Raw genomic sequence first — 15,388 nt, forward strand, 5'->3', positions numbered from 1 at the left:
AGGACATCGGTTATCGCATCGGTCGCTTCAGGACTTGCCGTGGAACAACTCGCGGCCGATCAGCATGCGGCGGATCTCGTTGGTGCCGGCGCCGATCTCGTAGAGCTTCGCGTCGCGAAGCAGCCGGCCGGCCGGGAATTCATTGATGTAGCCGTTGCCGCCGAGCGCCTGGATGGCCTCGAGCGCGACCTGCACCGCGTTGGTCGACGCGTTGAGGAGGCAGGCGGCGGGATCGATGCGCGACTTCACGCCATTGTCGAACTGCTGCGCCACCATGTAGGCGAAGCCACGCGACGATTGCAGCGCGGTATACATGTCCGCGACCTTCGCCTGCATCATGCCGAACGTGCCGATCGGCGCGTTGAACTGCTTGCGCTCGCGCACGTAAGGCAGCACCAGATCCATGGCCGACTGCATGATGCCGATCGGGCCACCGGAGAGCACGAGGCGCTCGGTGTCGAGGCCGCCCATCAGCACGCGCACGCCCTCGTTGACCTCCCCGACGATGTTCTCGGCGGGAATCTCGCAGTTGTCGAACACGAGTTCGCAGGTGTTCGAACCGCGCATGCCGAGCTTGTCGAGCTTCTGGGCGGTGGAGAAGCCCTTCATGCCTTTCTCGACGATGAAGGCCGTCATGCAGCGGCTGCCCGCGGGACGCGGCGCCGTGCGCATGTACACGAGCAGCACGTCGGCGTCGGGGCCGTTCGTGATCCACATCTTGCTGCCGTTCGCCACCCAGACGTCGCCGACGAGTTCCGCGTGGCAGCTCATCGAGCCGACCACGTCCGATCCGGCGCCCGGTTCGCTCATCGCCAGCGCGCCCACCCACTCGCCGCTGGCGAGTTTCGGCAGGTATTTGCGCCGCTGCGCGTCGTTGCCGTTGTGGTAGATGTTCTGCACGCACAGATTCGAGTGCGCGCCATAGGAAAGACCCACGGACGCGGACGCGCGCGAGATCTCCTCCATCGCGATCATGTGGGCCAGGAAGCCGAGACCGGAACCGCCGAACTCTTCGGGAATGGTCACGCCAAGAAGGCCCATGTCGCCGAACTTGCGCCAGAGGTCTTCCGGGAACACGTTCTCGCGGTCGATGCGATCGGCGCGCGGCGCGATCTCCTTCTCCGCGAAGGCGTGCACGCTTTCGCGCAGGAGGTCGAGGTCTTCACCGAGGGAGAACGGACGCATGGATGCAACTCCGGGGTAAGCGTGGAAAAAGCTACCCATCGTAGCGTGGGGCGGCCGTCAAGCCACGGCGCGTCGCAGCATCAGACGGGCGGGAGGGCGGCGATCCGGTCGTGTACCTGGGTCAGCAGGCGGCACTGGGCGGTGAACAGTCGCAGCGCGTCGGGAGCGTCGGCACCCTCATCGGCGACGCTGGCGCCATCCATCGGAGCCTCGGACGTGCCCGCCCGCACGTGTTCCGCCAGCGCATCGAAGCCATGGGCGATCGCGGCGGCGAGCGCCGTGGCCGTCGCGGCGTCCGCCGCGGGCAGCGCCTGCCGGTGCGCGCCGAGCGTCGACAGGTGCGAGAGCCCGGCCTGGAGCTCGGCCACGAGCCGCAACCCCCGCTCGCCCCGCTCGCGCGGATGGCCCGGTTCGGCGAGCAGTTCCGCGACGTTGCCCGCCACGGCTGCCTGCGCGGCATGGGCGTCGCGCCGCGCGACGCGGTAGGGCAGGTCGTCCGCGCGGCCGTCCACGTACTGCGTCGCGATGGCCTGCAGGTAACGCGCGTACGCCAGTAGTGCGTCGGCGACGATGTCGTCGAGCCGGCGGACGCGCCAGTCGGGCAGCACGTAGTGGAGGACCGCGACGGCGACGAGCGCCCCGAGGAGCGTGTCCAGCAGGCGCGGGCCGATGGCCGCGTAACCCGCGCCGACGAGATCGAAGCAGAGCAGGACGAACAGCGTGATCACCGCTGTCGCCGCGGTATAGCGGCGCAACCGGAACGCGAAGAACGCCGCGCCGGCGGCGACGATGACCGGCAGCCGCCACTCCCCGCCCGGCAGCAGGCGCAGGAGTGCCCAGCCGACGACGAGGCCGATCGTCGTTCCCGCGATGCGCTGGAGGGTGCGCCGGCGCGTGGCGCCGTAGCTGGGCTGGCAGACGAAGAGCGTGGTCAGCAGCACCCAGAATCCATGGCCGGGATGCAGCGCCTGCACCAGCGCGTAACCGCCGAGCATGCCCGTCGTGAGGCGGACGGCATGGCGGAAATGCATCGAGCGCCGGTTGAGGCGGACGCGGATGCGCGCGAGCGCTTCGCGTGGCGAGGCGGGTTCGCCGTCGTGCAACGCGTTGTCCGCGTCCGCGCGCAGGCTGCCGTCGTTGCCGAGCTCGGCCTGCAGTCGCTCCATGTTCGTGAGCAGCGCGGAAAGGGCGTCGTCGACGGCACGGTCGTCGCGTGCGTGTGCACGGTGCCAGGCGATCGCATCGCGTACGTCGGCGAGCGCGGAGTCGGGCAGGGCGATGGAAGCGATCGGGGCGCCGCGGCGGATCGCATCCGCGCGGTCGCGGCAGGCGATGGCCTGCAGGCGCAGCAGCCGTCCGAACCGGAACATGACGTCGCTGTGGTAGAGCGCCGCCGCGAGTTCGTCGTAGGGGTAGTGCGACGAACTGATCCGCTCGTGGATGTCCTGGGCGACGAAGAACATGGCCAGCCGGGCCGCGGCGCGCCCACGCGGCTGGCGGCGTCCGATGCGGTCGACCAGCGCGCCGCGCGCCGCCGCCAGCGCGTCGACCGTCTCGCGGTTGCGGCGCGCGAACGTCACCGCGAGGCCATGCCGATCGAGGCCGTGCACGGGTTCGAAGAGCGCGGCGCGCGCCTCCATCAGGTTCGCCAGCGAGCCGAACAGCCGGGCGAGCGCGTGGCGCACGGCACGGTGCGGCGCCATGACGCTCCACAGCAGCGAGAGCAGTCCATACCAGGCCGCACCGGCGAGGATGGCGAGTACCTCGCGCCCGTCCCCCGCGGCGTCGGACGCGATCATCGCGTAGACCGAGAGGATCAGGGTGGCGGTCGCGATGGTGGCGTAGCGCCCGCTCGCGGCCCCGAGCATCACGAGAAGGAACGTGCCGAGGCCGAGCACCAGCGCGAAGAGCAGCGGTGTCGCGATGGTGGCTTCGACCAGCGCGGCCGCGGCGGCGAAGCACAGCAGCGTGACGGCGAGGCCGCGCAGGCGTCCGCGCCACGCGTCGTCGGTTTCGGCGAGCGCGCAGGCGATGGCGCCGAGCAGCGCGGGAACGATCGCCGTCGCCGGTCCGCGTGTGGCGCACCAGACCACGATGCCCGTCAGCGCGAGGGCGACGCGGACGACGTCGGCGAAGCGGTCGGATTCGGCGAGGGAGCGAAGGGAGCGCATGGCCCTAGCTTAGGCGACGAACGCCGCGTCGGATGCATCGCCGATACGATCGGCTCCCACCCTTCGGTAGCGGGTCCCCGCGCGGGTCATGACGATCCGTCAGCAGAGTCCGCCGTTCACGGCGAGCACCTGCCGCGTGATGTAACCCGCTTCCGGGCTCATCAGGAAGCGGACGGCCGCGGCGACCTCCTCCGGCGTGCCGGTGCGCTCCATCGGGATGGCTTTCAGGATCTGCTCCACCGGGACGTCGGGATCGAGCATGTCGGTATCGATCAGCCCGGGCGCGACGCAGTTCACGGTGATCCGGCGCTTGGCCAGTTCGACGGCCAGCGCCTTGGCGGCGCCGATCACGCCGGCCTTCGAGGCGCTGTAATTGACCTGCCCACGATTGCCGATCAGTCCCGACACCGACGTGATGCAGACGATGCGCCCCGCGGCGCGGCGACGGATCATCGGCATCGCCAGCGGATGCAGCACGTTGTAGAAGCCGTCGAGATTCGTGCGCAGCACCTGGTCCCAGTCCTCGGACGTGAGGCCGGGGAACGCGCCATCGCGCGTGAGGCCGGCGTTGCAGACCACGCCGTAGTACGCGCCGTGCGCGGCGACATCGGCCTCGAGGGCCTGGGCGCATGCCGCGCGGTCGGAGATGTCGAACTGGAGGACGCGCGCGGCGCGGCCTTTTGCCTTGATCGCCTGTTGCACGGCCTCCGCCTCCTCGCGCCGCGAACGGCAGTGCAGCACGAGGTCGTAGCCGGCGTCGGCGAGGTTCAGCGCGATCGCGCGGCCGATGCCACGACTGGAGCCGGTGACGAGGACGGTGTCGGTCATGGTGGGGTACCCCGGGAATCGAGTGGGTTGCGCGGATCGAGGAATGGCGTGGGATCCGGCGGACTGAAAACGGTGAGGCGCGCCTCGGCGTGCATGCCCGGCGCGTCGATGCGACAGGCGAACGCGCCCATCCCGTCGTCGTCGTGGAACTGGCGCACGGCTTCGACGGTGAGTTTCGTGCCGGTGGGGAACGTGTCCGTGTCGGCGCGGTAGGCGCGCGTGCCGAGAAGGAAACCCGGGCGCACGGCGCCACCCGCGGCGAGCACCTGGCAGCCGTTCCACGCGGCGATGGCCTGCGCCATGAGCTCCACGCCGGCCCAGGCCGGGAAACCGTGCGCGTCGACGAAGGCGTCGCCGGCCCGCACCACGCGTTCGCAGACGATGCGCTCGGCGTCCCAGGCGACCACGCGGTCGAGCAGGATCATCCGGCCGGCGTGCGGCAGGAGTTCGTCGATCGACCAGGTCGTCATGCGCCACCCGCCAGGATCACGCTCGCGTTGTTGCCGCCGAACGCGAACGAATTGCTCATGAGGTGGCGCCGGCCCGCCGGCAGCGCGTCGCCCACCCGCGTGAAGGCGAGAGACGGAAGGGTGGCATCGGCGTCGCCATCCCATGCATGCGGCGGCAGGCGGCGCCGCGCGTCGCCGAGCGCGAGCCAGCAGAATGCCGCTTCCAGGGCACCGGCGGCGCCGAGCGTATGGCCGGTGAGCGCCTTGGTCGACGAGCAGGCGACCGCCGAGGCGCCGAAGACGGCAGCCATGGCGCGGCTTTCCATCGCGTCGTTGTGCTCGGTGGCGGTACCGTGGAGGTTCACGTAATCGATGCTCGATGCGGCGATGCCCGCGGCGTCGAGCGCGCGACGCATCGCGTCGGTGGCGCCGTCGCCGTCCGGGTGGGGGGACGACATATGGTACGCGTCCGAGCTCGCGCCGCCGCCGAGGAACGCGATCGGCGCATCCTCCCGCGTCATCAGGAACAGCGCGGCGGCCTCGCCGATGTTGATGCCGCGCCGCGAGCGCGAGAACGGCGCGCAGCGCTCTGCCGCCGTCGCTTCGAGGGCGTGGAAGCCGTGGGTGGCGAGGCGGCACAGCGTGTCGGCGCCGCCGCAGATCACGGCGTCGCATAGGCCCATGCGCAGCAGGCGACGCGCGCTGAGCAGCGCGCGTGCGCCCGAGGTGCATGCCGTGGAGATGCCGTACGCGGGACCGGAGGCGCCGAGCCACTCGGCGAGGAAGGCGGCCGGGGCACCGAGCTCCTGGTCGGCATAGCGATAGCCGTCCGGCCACGTGCTGGTGACGCCGCGCGTGGCGATGCCGCGCGTGGCTTCCTCGATGCCGGTGGTGCTGGTGCCGACGACGATGCCCACGCGGGTAGCGCCGAAGCGCGCGATCGCTGCCCGCACGTCGGATTCGATCTCTTGCGCGGCGAGCAGGAGCAGCCGGTTGTTCCGGGTGTCCCGGTGCTCAAGGCCGGCCGGCATCGGCGGGAGGTCCGCATCCACGGCTCCCACCGGCAGTGCGCGCGACGGCACCCAGCCGTCGCGCGGTCGCAGGCCGTGCGCCGCCGCCGCGAACAGCGCTTCGGCGACCGCCGCCTTGCCGACGCCGAGCGAGCAGGCCACGCCGAGGGCGTTCAGGTACGTCCTCATGCGTCGACGCGAGGCTTTCGCGCGGCCACGTTGACCAGCGTTTCGTCGCGCTTGCCCGGCGGTGGCGGCGCCTTGATGCCCCAGCGTTCCAGGAGGCCGAAATCCTTCGAGCGGCTCCACCAGAGGTAGGGCAGCGATACGTGGGCGTCGTCGAAAGCGAAGCCGCGGCCGCGCAGCATCGCGAGGTATTCGTCGGCGCTCTTCTGCACGTGCATCGGATGGCGGAAGAACCAGCGGATCACCCACGTGTCGATGTACGCCCTGGTCGATTCGGCGAAGAGCAGCAGGCCGCCGGGCCTGAGCACTCGCCAGAACTCATCGAGCGCGCGCTCCTGTTCCACGAGATGGTGGAAGGTCTGGTGGCAGAACAGGACGTCGACCGATGCGTCGGGCAGGTCGATGCTGGCGCAGTCGCCAAGCAGGAGCGTCGCCTCGATGCCCTCGCGCCGCGCTTCGGCGTGCGACATCGCGATGCTGTGCGGGTCCGCGTCGAGCCCGATGAGCCGCTGCGGCGCGAATGCGTCGCTCAGCAGGCGGAAGGAGCGGCCCTGACCGCAGCCGACGTCCAGCAACGTGCCGCCCCGTGGCAGCGGCTCGCCGATCAGGCGTTTCAGGTCGTCGATGGCGACGCGCAGCACGTGGTGCTGCCACGTATGCGTGCGCAGGAAGACGAACCCGATCCGGGTTTCTTCGACGTAGGTGGCGCTGGCGTACTTCATGGGGGCGTTCCGTTGCTGCGGCGGGCGTCGTGCCGCGCCAGGCCGCGTTCGATGTCGGCGATGAACACGCCGGGCGAGACTAGCTGCATCTCGCCGTCGGCGACGCGGACGGCGACCTGGATGGTGCTGGCGCGGGTCAGCCGTTCACCGCTGGCGGCATCGCTGACGGTGTAGTGGATCTTCAGGCGATTCTCCCACTCGACCAGTTCCGCGCGCACGGCCAGCACCTGGCCGAAACGGGCGGCGCGCGCATAGCGCAGCTGGATGTCGATGATCGGCCAGACGTAACCGGTGTCCTTCATCCGCGTGTAGTTGTGGCCGAGCTCGTCGAGCAGCGCGCAGCGCGCGATCTCGAGGTACTTCACGTAATGGCCGTGCCAGACGACGTCCATGGAATCCACGTCGAAGAACGGGACCGTGATGTCGACCCGCGTGGCGTGCACACCCTTAGCGCGCATCGGAAGCTCCGTTCGTACCTTGCCAGTACGGGTGGAAGTTGAACCATTGCAACGGTGCCGCGAGGCAGTGCTGCGCGAGCCACGCCGCATAGCGTGAGATGGACGCGGCGATGAAGGCGTCGCGCCGTCCCCGCTCCCATGTCGCCGCGTCGTCGAAACGGCGCAGGTGGATGCGATATCGGCCGTCGTGCTTCAGGCAGCAGACGACGTTCACGGGGCAACGCAGCATCGCTGCCATCAGCCACGGGCCTTGCGGAAAGGCAGCCGCGGCCCCGAGGAAGTCGACGTCGATGGCGCGGCCCCCGTGCTCCGGCACGCGGTCGCCCGCGATGGCGATCCATTCGCCGCGATCCACGCGCTGGGCGAGGTCGAGCATCGCCGCGGTGTCGAGGTCGCCGACGTGCATGAGGCGCAGTCGCCGGTCGCCCGATTCGCCGAGCAGCCGATTGAAGTGGGCGGTCTTCGGCAGGTGCATCAGCACGTTCAGCGCCACGCCTTCGCCGACCTCCGCCATCGCGCGGCAGACATCGAGATTGCCCAGGTGCGTGCAGACGAGCAGCTGGCCGCGAGCGCCCGAAAGCAGCGCGTCGCGCACGCCGTCCGGATCGTCCATGTCGATCGACGAGAGCTTCAGCCTGCCGCGCCACACGTCGAAGCGGTCCAGCATGCACTCGCCGAAGGCGACGTATTGCGCGAAGACGGCGCGCGAGCGGGGAAAGAGGTCCGTGCGGCCGCTCCACGCGGCCAGGCGTCGCTGGTAGTGACGGACGTTGTGCCGCGCCTGCCGTCCGGTGGCGAAGAAGTAGAGCACGATCAGGTGGATCACCGGCGTGACCACGCGGCGGCCGAGCAGCTTCACCGCGATCGCCGTGAGCTTCATGCCGACGAAGCTGCCCCGCTCCTTCTGCGCGGCCCAGTGCGACGTCGCCGCCTTAAGCATGGGCGCCATCGACGTGCAGGAATCCGGACGACACGGCGTCGTCGCCGACGCGCCAGCTGAACTGCACGCGGCCGCGCGCGACATCGTGGCGCAGCGCGAGCTGCACGCGGTCGCCCGGGCGCAGCAGGCGCTGGAACTTCAGCGCGTCGATCGCACGGCATGCGGCAGGCGTACCGAGGCGCGGCGCCGCCATGGCCAGTGCCCATTCCACCTGGAGGACGCCGGGAAGGACCGGCGCGTCGGGGAAATGCTCCGCGAAGCAGGCCAGGTCGAGCGGCAGCGCCAGGTCGACCAGCCACGTATCGCCGTCGCGTCGCTCGCCGAGCACGTCGGGCAGCGCGGGCAGCGGTGCCTGGAGCGTCGCGTCGACCTGCGTCCGCTCCGGCAGGGTGTCGACGAAGCGCCAGACGAGCGGCGTGGACAACGCGTCGTCGCCGGCGGCCTCCTGGCCGAGCTCGTTGATCAGTCCGGCGCGGCCATGACGCAGTAGCGCAAGACGTCCCGAAGGGGACAGCGCCACGACCATGCCGGGGCCGAGCTTGCCCGCGTAGCCGCCAGCGGCGTCGGCGACCCAGGGATGCGTCCGCAGCCTGAGCGCCGCGCCGTCCATCGGTGCCTTGTTGATGCGGCGACGCAGCCGCTGGCGCAGGATCCATTCGCCGACGAACAGCGCGCCCATGACGGAATAGGCCAGGATGCCGTTGTAGAACGTCCACCACGACAACGGACCCCATGCGGCGAGGACGCCGGACGCCGTGCCGTTGAGCGCGAAGAAGGCCACCCACACCCAGGTGACGCGTCGCGTGTAGCGCACGGCGACGGGCGGAAGGTCGGGCTCCGTCACGCGCGCGATCCGCTCGATCATCGGCGGGCCGAACTTCAGGCTGAGGCCGAACGCCGCGAGGAGCAGGGCGCAGATCAGGCTGGGATACCAGCGCAGCAGGTGGTCTTCGCCGCCGAAGCCGAGCACGGCGCAGTACACGAGCGTGATGCCGAGCATCCAGCGCCCGCCGGGCTGGCGCAGCAGGGCAGGCGCCCGAACCAGCCACAGGGCACCGAGGATGAGGCCGAAGAGCGGGGTCGACACGTGGTCCATGCCGAAATAGACGATGAACGGGTAGAGGATCCCGATCACCACGAGGACGAGGTTGCTCAACCGGCGCATGGGCTACCGCTCGCTTGCACGTAGAGGGCGAGGCTGCGCACGGTTTCGAAATGCGCGCGCGCATCGCGCGAATCCGCCGCGATGCGCAGGCCGTAACGGTTCTGCAGGGCGAGCGCCAGTTCGAGCGCGTCGACCGAGTCGAGGCCGAGACCCTGGCCGAACAGCGGCTGTTCGGCCGCGATGTCTTCCGGGCGGAGGTGGTCGAGCGCGAGCGTCTCGACGATCAGCCGGGCGATGTCGCGTTCCAGTTCGTTCATGCCTTCAGTTCCCTGGCGTAAAGGGCGTGGAGGTGTTCGTTGAGGCGGCGCGAGGCTATCGGCGCGGGAACGCCGTCGCTGAAGCTCGCGACGGGGATATCGTCGCCCACACGCAGCTCCATGCGCACGCGACGGTGCGGCACGCGGTACCACGGTTCCGCCTTGGTCAACGTCGTCGGGCGCACGGTGATGTACACCGGCGTCACCACCCGGGCACCCCGCACCGCGATCGCGGCCGCGCCGCGATGGAACACCGGCGGCTCGCCGGGCGTGGTGCGCGTGCCTTCGGGGAAGACGATCAACGTCTGGCCCTCGCGCAGCACGTCCGCCGCGCGGTCGAGCATGTCGGCGCTGCCGTCGTTGCTGATGTATTGCGCGACGCGGACCGGGCCGCGCATGAAGGGATTCCGCCAGAGGCTGTGCTTCACGACGCAGTTCGCGTCGGGCACGTGCCCGAGCAGGAAGACCACGTCGATCAGCGAGGGATGGTTGGCGACGATCAGCTGACCCGGCCGGCCGAGCCGGTCGAGGCCGTCGAAGCGGTAATCGAGTACGCCCATCCGATACATGAACTGCGAGTGCAGCCAGAAGGCGCGTCCGACGGTGCGTCGCGCGCGGCGGCGGCGCAGGGCGGGCGGTCCGGGCCAGTGCAGCACCGCGGGGAGGATCAGCACGCGCAGCAACAGGCCCCCGATGCCGAACAGGGCGAAACTGAGCGCGGTGCCGACGAAGCGCCAGGCCCAGGCGTCGCGGCGGGTCACGCTGTCGGCTGCCAGGTCCATCGTCGCGTCTTCCACGGGTGATCGAGGGTGGCACGATCGTGCAGGGCGCGCACGAAACGCAGCGCATGCGGGAAGTCCCGGACGGGTGCCGCGCCCTCGTTCGCGTCGAGCGAGAGATGCCAGCCCTGTCCATCCGCCGCGTGCGAGAGGCGCAGTGCCAGCGTATACGAGAACGGCACGTCGTCGATCCATCCGTCGTAAGCGGCGGCAGGCACCTCTTCGGCGACGACGGCGATCACGGCCGGGGCACCGTCGTCGAGCAGGGCGGCCGCCTCGACGATCGCGTGCTCGAACGTGTCCGCTTCGCCGGCCAGCGCGACGGATTCGCCACGCTGGCCGCGCAGGATCGACCACTGGCCGGCGATCGCGTTGTGCACCGACAGTCCGAACTGCGTGGGCGACAGCGGTGCCTCGCGGCCGATCTCCTCGAGCATCGCGAACGTGCGCGTCGTCTCGCCATGCCGCGAGGCGAAGACGAACGGCAGCTGCTCGTCGTCGCCGCACAGGGGCCACGCGGCGTGCATGACGATGCGCGCCAGCCGGCTGAGGCGTCGCCGCTGCATCGGTGGCACGAAGTCGCAGGCCGGTTGCTCGCCATTGTCGACGATCGCGCGCGGCGCCGCGGCCCATGCCGCCCAGCCGGCCGCATCGTCGATTCCCGGGGCCCAGGCACGCCACGCGTCGACTTGCAGCGCGATCATGCGCCGGCCCCGTGGTAGCGGCGGATCATCAAGGCGGCGCAGCTGCCGCCGAAGCCGAAGGTGTTGGAGAGCACGCTGTCCACGGGCGCCGCGAGTTCGCCCTCGACCAGCGGCGCATCGACGAACGCCGGGTCGCGCTCGCCCGTGGAGGCCGGGCCCAGCAGGATGTCGTTCTCCATCATGCCGATGGCCGCGATGGCGTCGAGGGCGCCCGCGGCCGCGGGCGCGTGGCCGATGAGGCCTTTGATCGAGGACATCGGCGGCACGGGATGCCCGCGATCGCCGAAGACGCGGCGCAGCGCCTGCCATTCGGCGAGGTCGCCCGCCACCGTGGCGCAGGCGTGGGTATTGACGTAGCCGGGCAAGGTCCCCGCCAGATCGATCGCCTGATGCATGGCTTCGGCCATGCCGTCGGCGGCGGGGCTGATCATGCCGTCGGGATCGGATGCGGCGCCGTACCCGGCCATCTCGGCGAGGATCGTCGCGCCTCGCGCGAGCGCCGAATCCAGCGATTCCAGCACCAGCACGCCCGCGCCGCCGCCGAGCAGGATGCCGTCGCGATGCGCGGCGTACGGCGTGGACACACGCTCGCCGGCCACGCTCGCGGTCGACAGCGCGTTCATCACGTCGAAGCACATGGCGGCCTTGTCGTGCAGCTCCTCCGCGCCGCCGCAGATCACGATCTCCTGCCGGCCGAGCTGGATGAGCTCCATGGCCTGGCCGATCGCGTGCGTGGCGCTGGTGCACGCCGAGCCCACCGTGAAACCGCGACCGCCGAAGCCGAACGCCTGCGTCAGCGTGGCCGAGACCGCGCTGCCCATGCTTCGCGGCACGATGAAGGGCGACAGGCGCGAGATGCCCTTCGCATGGAAGACGTCGAGGCCGGCCTCGTATTCGCTGAGCGCCGCGGCGCCCCCCATGATGATGCCGACGTCGCGTTCGCGCACGCGCGACGCGTCGAGGCCGGCTTCGCCGAGCGCTTCGCGCGTGGCGTGCCACGCGTGCTCGGCGGCCTGCGGCAGATAGCGGCGCAGCTTGCGCGGCGGAGGTTCCAGCGCCGAAAGGTCGGCCGGCGCCGCGACCTGGCAGCGCATGCCGAGCGCGGCGAAGTCGGGCATCGCGCGAAAACCCGCGCGACCGGCGCGCAGGCCGTCGAAGAGGGCGGCGCGACCTGCGCCGAGGCAGGACACCGCGCCCATGCCGGTGACGACCACTCGCCGCATCAGCGGTGCGCCCGGAAGATCAGCGACGTGTTGATGCCGCCGAACGCGAAGTTGTTGTTCATCACGTGATCGGTGCGGATGTCGCGTCCTTCGCCGGTGACGTAGTCCAGCGCCGCGCATTCCGGATCGGGTGTGTCGAGGTTGATCGTCGGCGCGAACCACCCGCCGCGCATCATCTCGATGGCCCACCACGCTTCCAGCGCGCCGCAGGCGCCTAGCGTGTGGCCCACGTAGCTCTTCATCGAGCTGATCGGCACACCGCCGCCGAGCACGTCGGCGGTCGCGTGGCTCTCCGCGACATCGCCGCGATCGGTGGCCGTGCCGTGCGCGCTGACGTAGCCGATGTCCGCGGCGGCGAGGCCCGCGTCGTCGAGCGCCATGCGCATCGCGGCGGCCATGGTCTCGCGCGTCGGCTGGGTGATGTGCGCGCCGTCGGAATTGGTGCCGAAGCCGACGACCTCGGCATAGATGCGCGCACCGCGGGCCATCGCGTGCTCGTATTCCTCGAGCACGAGCGTCGTGGCGCCTTCGCCGACGACCAGGCCGTCGCGACGCGCATCGAACGGACGCGGCGTCAGCGCGGGTTCGTCGTTGCGCGTGCTCGTGGCGAAGAGGGTATCGAACACGGCCGCGCCGGGACCGGAGAGTTCCTCGGCGCCACCGCAGAGCATCAGGAGCTGCTTGCCCTGCTGGATCGCCTCGTAGCCGTAACCGATCGCCTGGCTGCCGGACGTGCACGCGCTGGACGTGGTGACGACACGGCCCTTCAATCCGAAGAACACGCCGACGTTCACGGCCGTCGTGTGCGCCATCATCTGGATGTAGCTCGTGGCCGTGACGCCCTGCATCGAGCCCGTCTCGAGCATGCGGCCGACCGTGCGCGCGGGTTCGATGCTGCCGCCCGATGAGCCGTACGCGACGCCCATCCGTCCGTCGGCGATGCGTTCGTCGCCGAGGAGGCCGGCGTCGTCGAGCGCGCGTTCGCTCGCCGCGACGGCGAGCTGGGCGACGCGTCCCATCGAACGGACGTGCTTGCGGGACCAGTGCGCCGGTTGCGTGAAAGTGTCGACCGGCGCGCCGAGGCGACCGTTGAGCTTGTCGAAGTAGTCCCACTCGCCCATGCGGCGCACGGCGTTGCGGAACTGGCGCAGGCGCGCCTCGATCGTCGGCCAGTCGTTGCCGAGGGCCGTGATGCCACCGATGCCGGTGACGACGACGCGCTTCGGCGCGCGGCCCGGGGTAGGGTGCTGCGGTGCGTTCATGTGCTGACGTTCATCGTTGGCCGGCACGGCCGAGCCTGCGCGCGAGCAGGCGAGGCGCGCGCGGGAGCATGCCGAGGATCAGGCGGGTGTGCATGGCGGTGATGCGGACGTTGTCGCGCCACATGCGGAAATGCGAAAGCCCACCTTCCGGATAGGTGACGCGCGTCGCGACGTTACGCACCGGCACGCCCCGCCAGTGCAGTCGTACGGCGATCTCGGTGTCGAAATCCATGCGGGCGGGGAGGGGTTTGCGCGCGATCTCGGCGCGGGTGGCGGCCAGCGGATAGAGCCGGTACCCGCACATCGAATCGTCGATGGCGAACGACAGCGTCTCGAGCCACACGCACGCGTGCGTGAGGTAGCGGCCGTACAGGCGTGCCTTCGGCACCGAATCGTCGTACACCGGGCGACCGCAGATCATGGCGTCGGGCGCGTTTCTGGCTTCGGCGAGGAAGCGCGGCACGTCCGCCGTGTCGTGCTGCCCGTCCGCGTCGATCTGCAGCACGTGCGAGTGTCCGGCGTCGTGCGCGGCGAGGAAGCCGGCCGTGAGGGCGGCGCCCTTGCCGCCATTGCGAGGCAGCCGGATCAGGCGCAGGTCGGCGCGTCCGGCGACCAGCGCGTCGAGGATGTCGCGCGTCGCCGCGTCGGAACCGTCGTCGACGATGATGACCGGAAGGCCGTGCGCGGCGAGCGCGTTCGCGGTCGCCGCGATGGTGCCGCCATGGTTGTAGATCGGAACGACCGCGCAGGGCGCGAAGGTTCGCGCCGCAGTATCGCGCGGTCCGCTGCTGCCCGGCATCGGATCGTTCAGCGCGCGACGAGCGCCTGCACGGTCGCGACGACGTCGCCGACCGTCCGGACGCTCTTGAAGTCCTCCGGCTTGATGCGCGTGCCGGTCATGTCCTGCACCTGGATCGCCAGATCGATGGCATCGATGCTGTCGAGTTCCAGATCGGTGAACAGGTTGGCATCGGGCGTCACCCGGGCCGGGTCGATCTCGAACGTCTCGTGCAGGACGGACCGCAGGCGCGCGAGGACATCGTCGGAGGTGAAGGTTTCAGCTGGGATCGCGCTCATAGCTCGGTAAGTCCATTTCATCCCCGGGTCGCGCCGGTACCGTGCCCTGCGAGGGCGAACGGTTCCGCGCCACCGCCGAGGCGACGAAGGTGATCGGAATGCTCTGGTTGTTGCCATCCGCCGGATGGCGTCCCCTGACCTAAAAGCGTCGTGCAGGCAAAGCCTTACAAGATCGCCAAGGCCGGGAAAGTGTACCAGATCGCAGTCCATGACAATCGGACTTACGAAAAATCTCAGCGCATGTCCCGCCCGGGCCTGTCCGGCCGTCCCGGACACAACGTCCGCGGACACCGGCGCGCGGAAGCGCGTGGCGCGCCGGACCGCGCGGGAATGCGGTCCGCGGGCCTTTTCCGCGATTGGCACGCCTCTTGCGACACACCTCGCGAGAGCCTGACCCACCACTGCCCGAGGACGATCCCCATGAAATTCGAAACCGCCATCCTGAAGACCTTCTTCGTCGTCGCCGTCCTGACCTGCGCCCTGACGTTCGGCGCGATGGTGACCGCGCCCGTGCCGTCGGCCGCGAACCTGGTCGCGGCTGCGCGATGACCTGGCGCGAGTTCCACCCGTCCGCGAGGACGGGTGGGCGACCTGCGGGAGCTATCGGGGCACGACCGCGCAGGCTTGCAGTCCCTTCGGGCCGTTGCAGGACGTGAAGCTGACTCGCTGTCCTTCCTGCAGGGTCTTGAAGCCCTCGCCTTTGATCTCCGAGTAATGGACGAAGTGGTCATCGTCCTTCGTCCCCTTCGAACCGTCGCTTGAATCGGCCGTGATGAAGCCGAACCCCTTCGCTTCGTTGAACCACTTCACCGTTCCGGTGAGGGAAGTGCCCACCGCGCGCGCTCTATCTTTCGTTGCAATGCTCATGACCGTATCCACTCCTTGATGTGGTGCAGCCTGCGACGGCTTAACATTGCCGTCACCGACAGCGTATGTCGGTCACGCCGATTCCGCGCATCGCCGGGTATCGGC

Annotated in this window: 18 protein-coding genes; 1 reads left to right on the top strand and 17 read right to left on the bottom strand. The window is 70.1% G+C overall.

All coding sequences use genetic code 11. The features are described from left to right. Positions 1-27 precede the first annotated feature (27 nt). From BMW54_RS01595 to BMW54_RS01670, 16 genes are all read right to left on the bottom strand, one after another. The gene (locus tag BMW54_RS01595) at positions 28-1,185 is read right to left on the bottom strand and encodes an isovaleryl-CoA dehydrogenase (protein WP_090052399.1); all 1,158 of its coding nucleotides are present in this window, start codon (positions 1,183-1,185) and stop codon (positions 28-30) included. A gap of 80 nt (positions 1,186-1,265) precedes the next feature. After that, entirely contained in the window at positions 1,266-3,356 is a 2,091-nt protein-coding gene (gene yccS, locus BMW54_RS01600; RefSeq protein ID WP_090052401.1) for a YccS family putative transporter, read from the bottom strand. A gap of 99 nt (positions 3,357-3,455) precedes the next feature. Next, positions 3,456-4,184: a 3-oxoacyl-ACP reductase FabG gene (fabG, locus tag BMW54_RS01605; RefSeq protein ID WP_090052403.1), complete on the bottom strand. Its 729-nt coding sequence runs from the start codon at positions 4,182-4,184 to the stop codon at positions 3,456-3,458. Beyond that, the gene (locus BMW54_RS01610; protein ID WP_090052405.1) at positions 4,181-4,654 is read right to left on the bottom strand and encodes a hotdog family protein; all 474 of its coding nucleotides are present in this window, start codon (positions 4,652-4,654) and stop codon (positions 4,181-4,183) included. The genes fabG and BMW54_RS01610 overlap by 4 nt, the downstream gene beginning before the upstream one ends. Beyond that, the gene (locus BMW54_RS01615; RefSeq protein WP_090052407.1) at positions 4,651-5,832 is read right to left on the bottom strand and encodes a beta-ketoacyl-ACP synthase; all 1,182 of its coding nucleotides are present in this window, start codon (positions 5,830-5,832) and stop codon (positions 4,651-4,653) included. The genes BMW54_RS01610 and BMW54_RS01615 overlap by 4 nt, the downstream gene beginning before the upstream one ends. Beyond that, a complete protein-coding gene (locus BMW54_RS01620) occupies positions 5,829-6,551 on the bottom strand; it encodes a class I SAM-dependent methyltransferase (protein ID WP_090052409.1) in 723 nt (240 codons plus the stop codon). Before BMW54_RS01620 ends, BMW54_RS01615 begins: the two co-directional genes overlap by 4 nt. Beyond that, a complete protein-coding gene (locus BMW54_RS01625) occupies positions 6,548-7,009 on the bottom strand; it encodes an acyl-CoA thioesterase (protein ID WP_090052411.1) in 462 nt (153 codons plus the stop codon). The genes BMW54_RS01620 and BMW54_RS01625 overlap by 4 nt, the downstream gene beginning before the upstream one ends. Next, a complete protein-coding gene (locus tag BMW54_RS01630) occupies positions 6,999-7,958 on the bottom strand; it encodes an LpxL/LpxP family acyltransferase (RefSeq protein WP_090052413.1) in 960 nt (319 codons plus the stop codon). Before BMW54_RS01630 ends, BMW54_RS01625 begins: the two co-directional genes overlap by 11 nt. Continuing rightward, positions 7,942-9,114, bottom strand: coding sequence for an ApeI family dehydratase (locus BMW54_RS18945; RefSeq protein WP_254779001.1), 1,173 nt, complete (start codon positions 9,112-9,114; stop codon positions 7,942-7,944). Before BMW54_RS18945 ends, BMW54_RS01630 begins: the two co-directional genes overlap by 17 nt. After that, complete coding sequence (locus BMW54_RS01640) at positions 9,102-9,371, bottom strand: phosphopantetheine-binding protein (protein ID WP_090052414.1); 270 nt, start codon at positions 9,369-9,371, stop codon at positions 9,102-9,104. Before BMW54_RS01640 ends, BMW54_RS18945 begins: the two co-directional genes overlap by 13 nt. Next, positions 9,368-10,153: a lysophospholipid acyltransferase family protein gene (locus tag BMW54_RS01645; protein WP_090052416.1), complete on the bottom strand. Its 786-nt coding sequence runs from the start codon at positions 10,151-10,153 to the stop codon at positions 9,368-9,370. The genes BMW54_RS01640 and BMW54_RS01645 overlap by 4 nt, the downstream gene beginning before the upstream one ends. After that, positions 10,129-10,854: a beta-ketoacyl synthase chain length factor gene (locus BMW54_RS01650; protein ID WP_090052418.1), complete on the bottom strand. Its 726-nt coding sequence runs from the start codon at positions 10,852-10,854 to the stop codon at positions 10,129-10,131. The genes BMW54_RS01645 and BMW54_RS01650 overlap by 25 nt, the downstream gene beginning before the upstream one ends. Next, the gene (locus BMW54_RS01655; RefSeq protein ID WP_090052420.1) at positions 10,851-12,077 is read right to left on the bottom strand and encodes a beta-ketoacyl-[acyl-carrier-protein] synthase family protein; all 1,227 of its coding nucleotides are present in this window, start codon (positions 12,075-12,077) and stop codon (positions 10,851-10,853) included. Before BMW54_RS01655 ends, BMW54_RS01650 begins: the two co-directional genes overlap by 4 nt. Beyond that, the gene (locus tag BMW54_RS01660; protein WP_090052422.1) at positions 12,077-13,339 is read right to left on the bottom strand and encodes a beta-ketoacyl-ACP synthase; all 1,263 of its coding nucleotides are present in this window, start codon (positions 13,337-13,339) and stop codon (positions 12,077-12,079) included. The genes BMW54_RS01655 and BMW54_RS01660 overlap by 1 nt, the downstream gene beginning before the upstream one ends. Before the next feature lie 10 nt (positions 13,340-13,349). Further along, on the bottom strand, positions 13,350-14,138 hold the full coding sequence (locus BMW54_RS01665; protein WP_090052424.1) for a glycosyltransferase family 2 protein: 789 nt from the start codon (positions 14,136-14,138) through the stop codon (positions 13,350-13,352). An 8-nt stretch (positions 14,139-14,146) separates the two neighbouring features. Beyond that, on the bottom strand, positions 14,147-14,416 hold the full coding sequence (locus BMW54_RS01670; protein ID WP_090052427.1) for an acyl carrier protein: 270 nt from the start codon (positions 14,414-14,416) through the stop codon (positions 14,147-14,149). A gap of 420 nt (positions 14,417-14,836) precedes the next feature. Here BMW54_RS01670 and BMW54_RS19100 point away from each other — a divergent pair, with 420 nt between their 5' ends. Continuing rightward, positions 14,837-14,965: a hypothetical protein gene (locus BMW54_RS19100; RefSeq protein ID WP_255364475.1), complete on the top strand. Its 129-nt coding sequence runs from the start codon at positions 14,837-14,839 to the stop codon at positions 14,963-14,965. 51 nt (positions 14,966-15,016) lie between these two features. Here BMW54_RS19100 and BMW54_RS01675 read toward each other — a convergent pair whose 3' ends face one another. Further along, positions 15,017-15,283, bottom strand: a complete 267-nt coding sequence (locus BMW54_RS01675; RefSeq protein WP_090052429.1) for a cold-shock protein — start codon at positions 15,281-15,283, stop codon at positions 15,017-15,019. Between the last annotated feature and the right edge of the window lie 105 nt (positions 15,284-15,388).

Source organism: Luteibacter sp. 329MFSha (genome assembly GCF_900111665.1).
In the GTDB taxonomy this organism is placed as follows: Bacteria; Pseudomonadota; Gammaproteobacteria; order Xanthomonadales; family Rhodanobacteraceae; genus Luteibacter.

Bases quoted from the DNA above. Each gene is read 5' to 3' on its own strand.
- BMW54_RS01610 (WP_090052405.1), bottom strand. From the start codon at position 4,654: ATGACGACCTGGTCGATCGACGAACTCCTGCCGCACGCCGGCCGGATG.
- BMW54_RS01650 (WP_090052418.1), bottom strand. From the start codon at position 10,854: ATGATCGCGCTGCAAGTCGACGCGTGGCGTGCCTGGGCCCCGGGAATC.
- yccS (WP_090052401.1), bottom strand. From the start codon at position 3,356: ATGCGCTCCCTTCGCTCCCTCGCCGAATCCGACCGCTTCGCCGACGTC.
- BMW54_RS01655 (WP_090052420.1), bottom strand. From the start codon at position 12,077: ATGCGGCGAGTGGTCGTCACCGGCATGGGCGCGGTGTCCTGCCTCGGC.
- BMW54_RS01660 (WP_090052422.1), bottom strand. From the start codon at position 13,339: ATGAACGCACCGCAGCACCCTACCCCGGGCCGCGCGCCGAAGCGCGTC.
- BMW54_RS01620 (WP_090052409.1), bottom strand. From the start codon at position 6,551: ATGAAGTACGCCAGCGCCACCTACGTCGAAGAAACCCGGATCGGGTTC.
- BMW54_RS01675 (WP_090052429.1), bottom strand. From the start codon at position 15,283: ATGAGCATTGCAACGAAAGATAGAGCGCGCGCGGTGGGCACTTCCCTC.
- BMW54_RS19100 (WP_255364475.1), top strand. From the start codon at position 14,837: ATGAAATTCGAAACCGCCATCCTGAAGACCTTCTTCGTCGTCGCCGTC.
- BMW54_RS01670 (WP_090052427.1), bottom strand. From the start codon at position 14,416: ATGAGCGCGATCCCAGCTGAAACCTTCACCTCCGACGATGTCCTCGCG.
- BMW54_RS01595 (WP_090052399.1), bottom strand. From the start codon at position 1,185: ATGCGTCCGTTCTCCCTCGGTGAAGACCTCGACCTCCTGCGCGAAAGC.
- BMW54_RS01645 (WP_090052416.1), bottom strand. From the start codon at position 10,153: ATGGACCTGGCAGCCGACAGCGTGACCCGCCGCGACGCCTGGGCCTGG.
- BMW54_RS01625 (WP_090052411.1), bottom strand. From the start codon at position 7,009: ATGCGCGCTAAGGGTGTGCACGCCACGCGGGTCGACATCACGGTCCCG.
- fabG (WP_090052403.1), bottom strand. From the start codon at position 4,184: ATGACCGACACCGTCCTCGTCACCGGCTCCAGTCGTGGCATCGGCCGC.
- BMW54_RS18945 (WP_254779001.1), bottom strand. From the start codon at position 9,114: ATGCGCCGGTTGAGCAACCTCGTCCTCGTGGTGATCGGGATCCTCTAC.
- BMW54_RS01665 (WP_090052424.1), bottom strand. From the start codon at position 14,138: ATGCCGGGCAGCAGCGGACCGCGCGATACTGCGGCGCGAACCTTCGCG.
- BMW54_RS01630 (WP_090052413.1), bottom strand. From the start codon at position 7,958: ATGGCGCCCATGCTTAAGGCGGCGACGTCGCACTGGGCCGCGCAGAAG.
- BMW54_RS01640 (WP_090052414.1), bottom strand. From the start codon at position 9,371: ATGAACGAACTGGAACGCGACATCGCCCGGCTGATCGTCGAGACGCTC.
- BMW54_RS01615 (WP_090052407.1), bottom strand. From the start codon at position 5,832: ATGAGGACGTACCTGAACGCCCTCGGCGTGGCCTGCTCGCTCGGCGTC.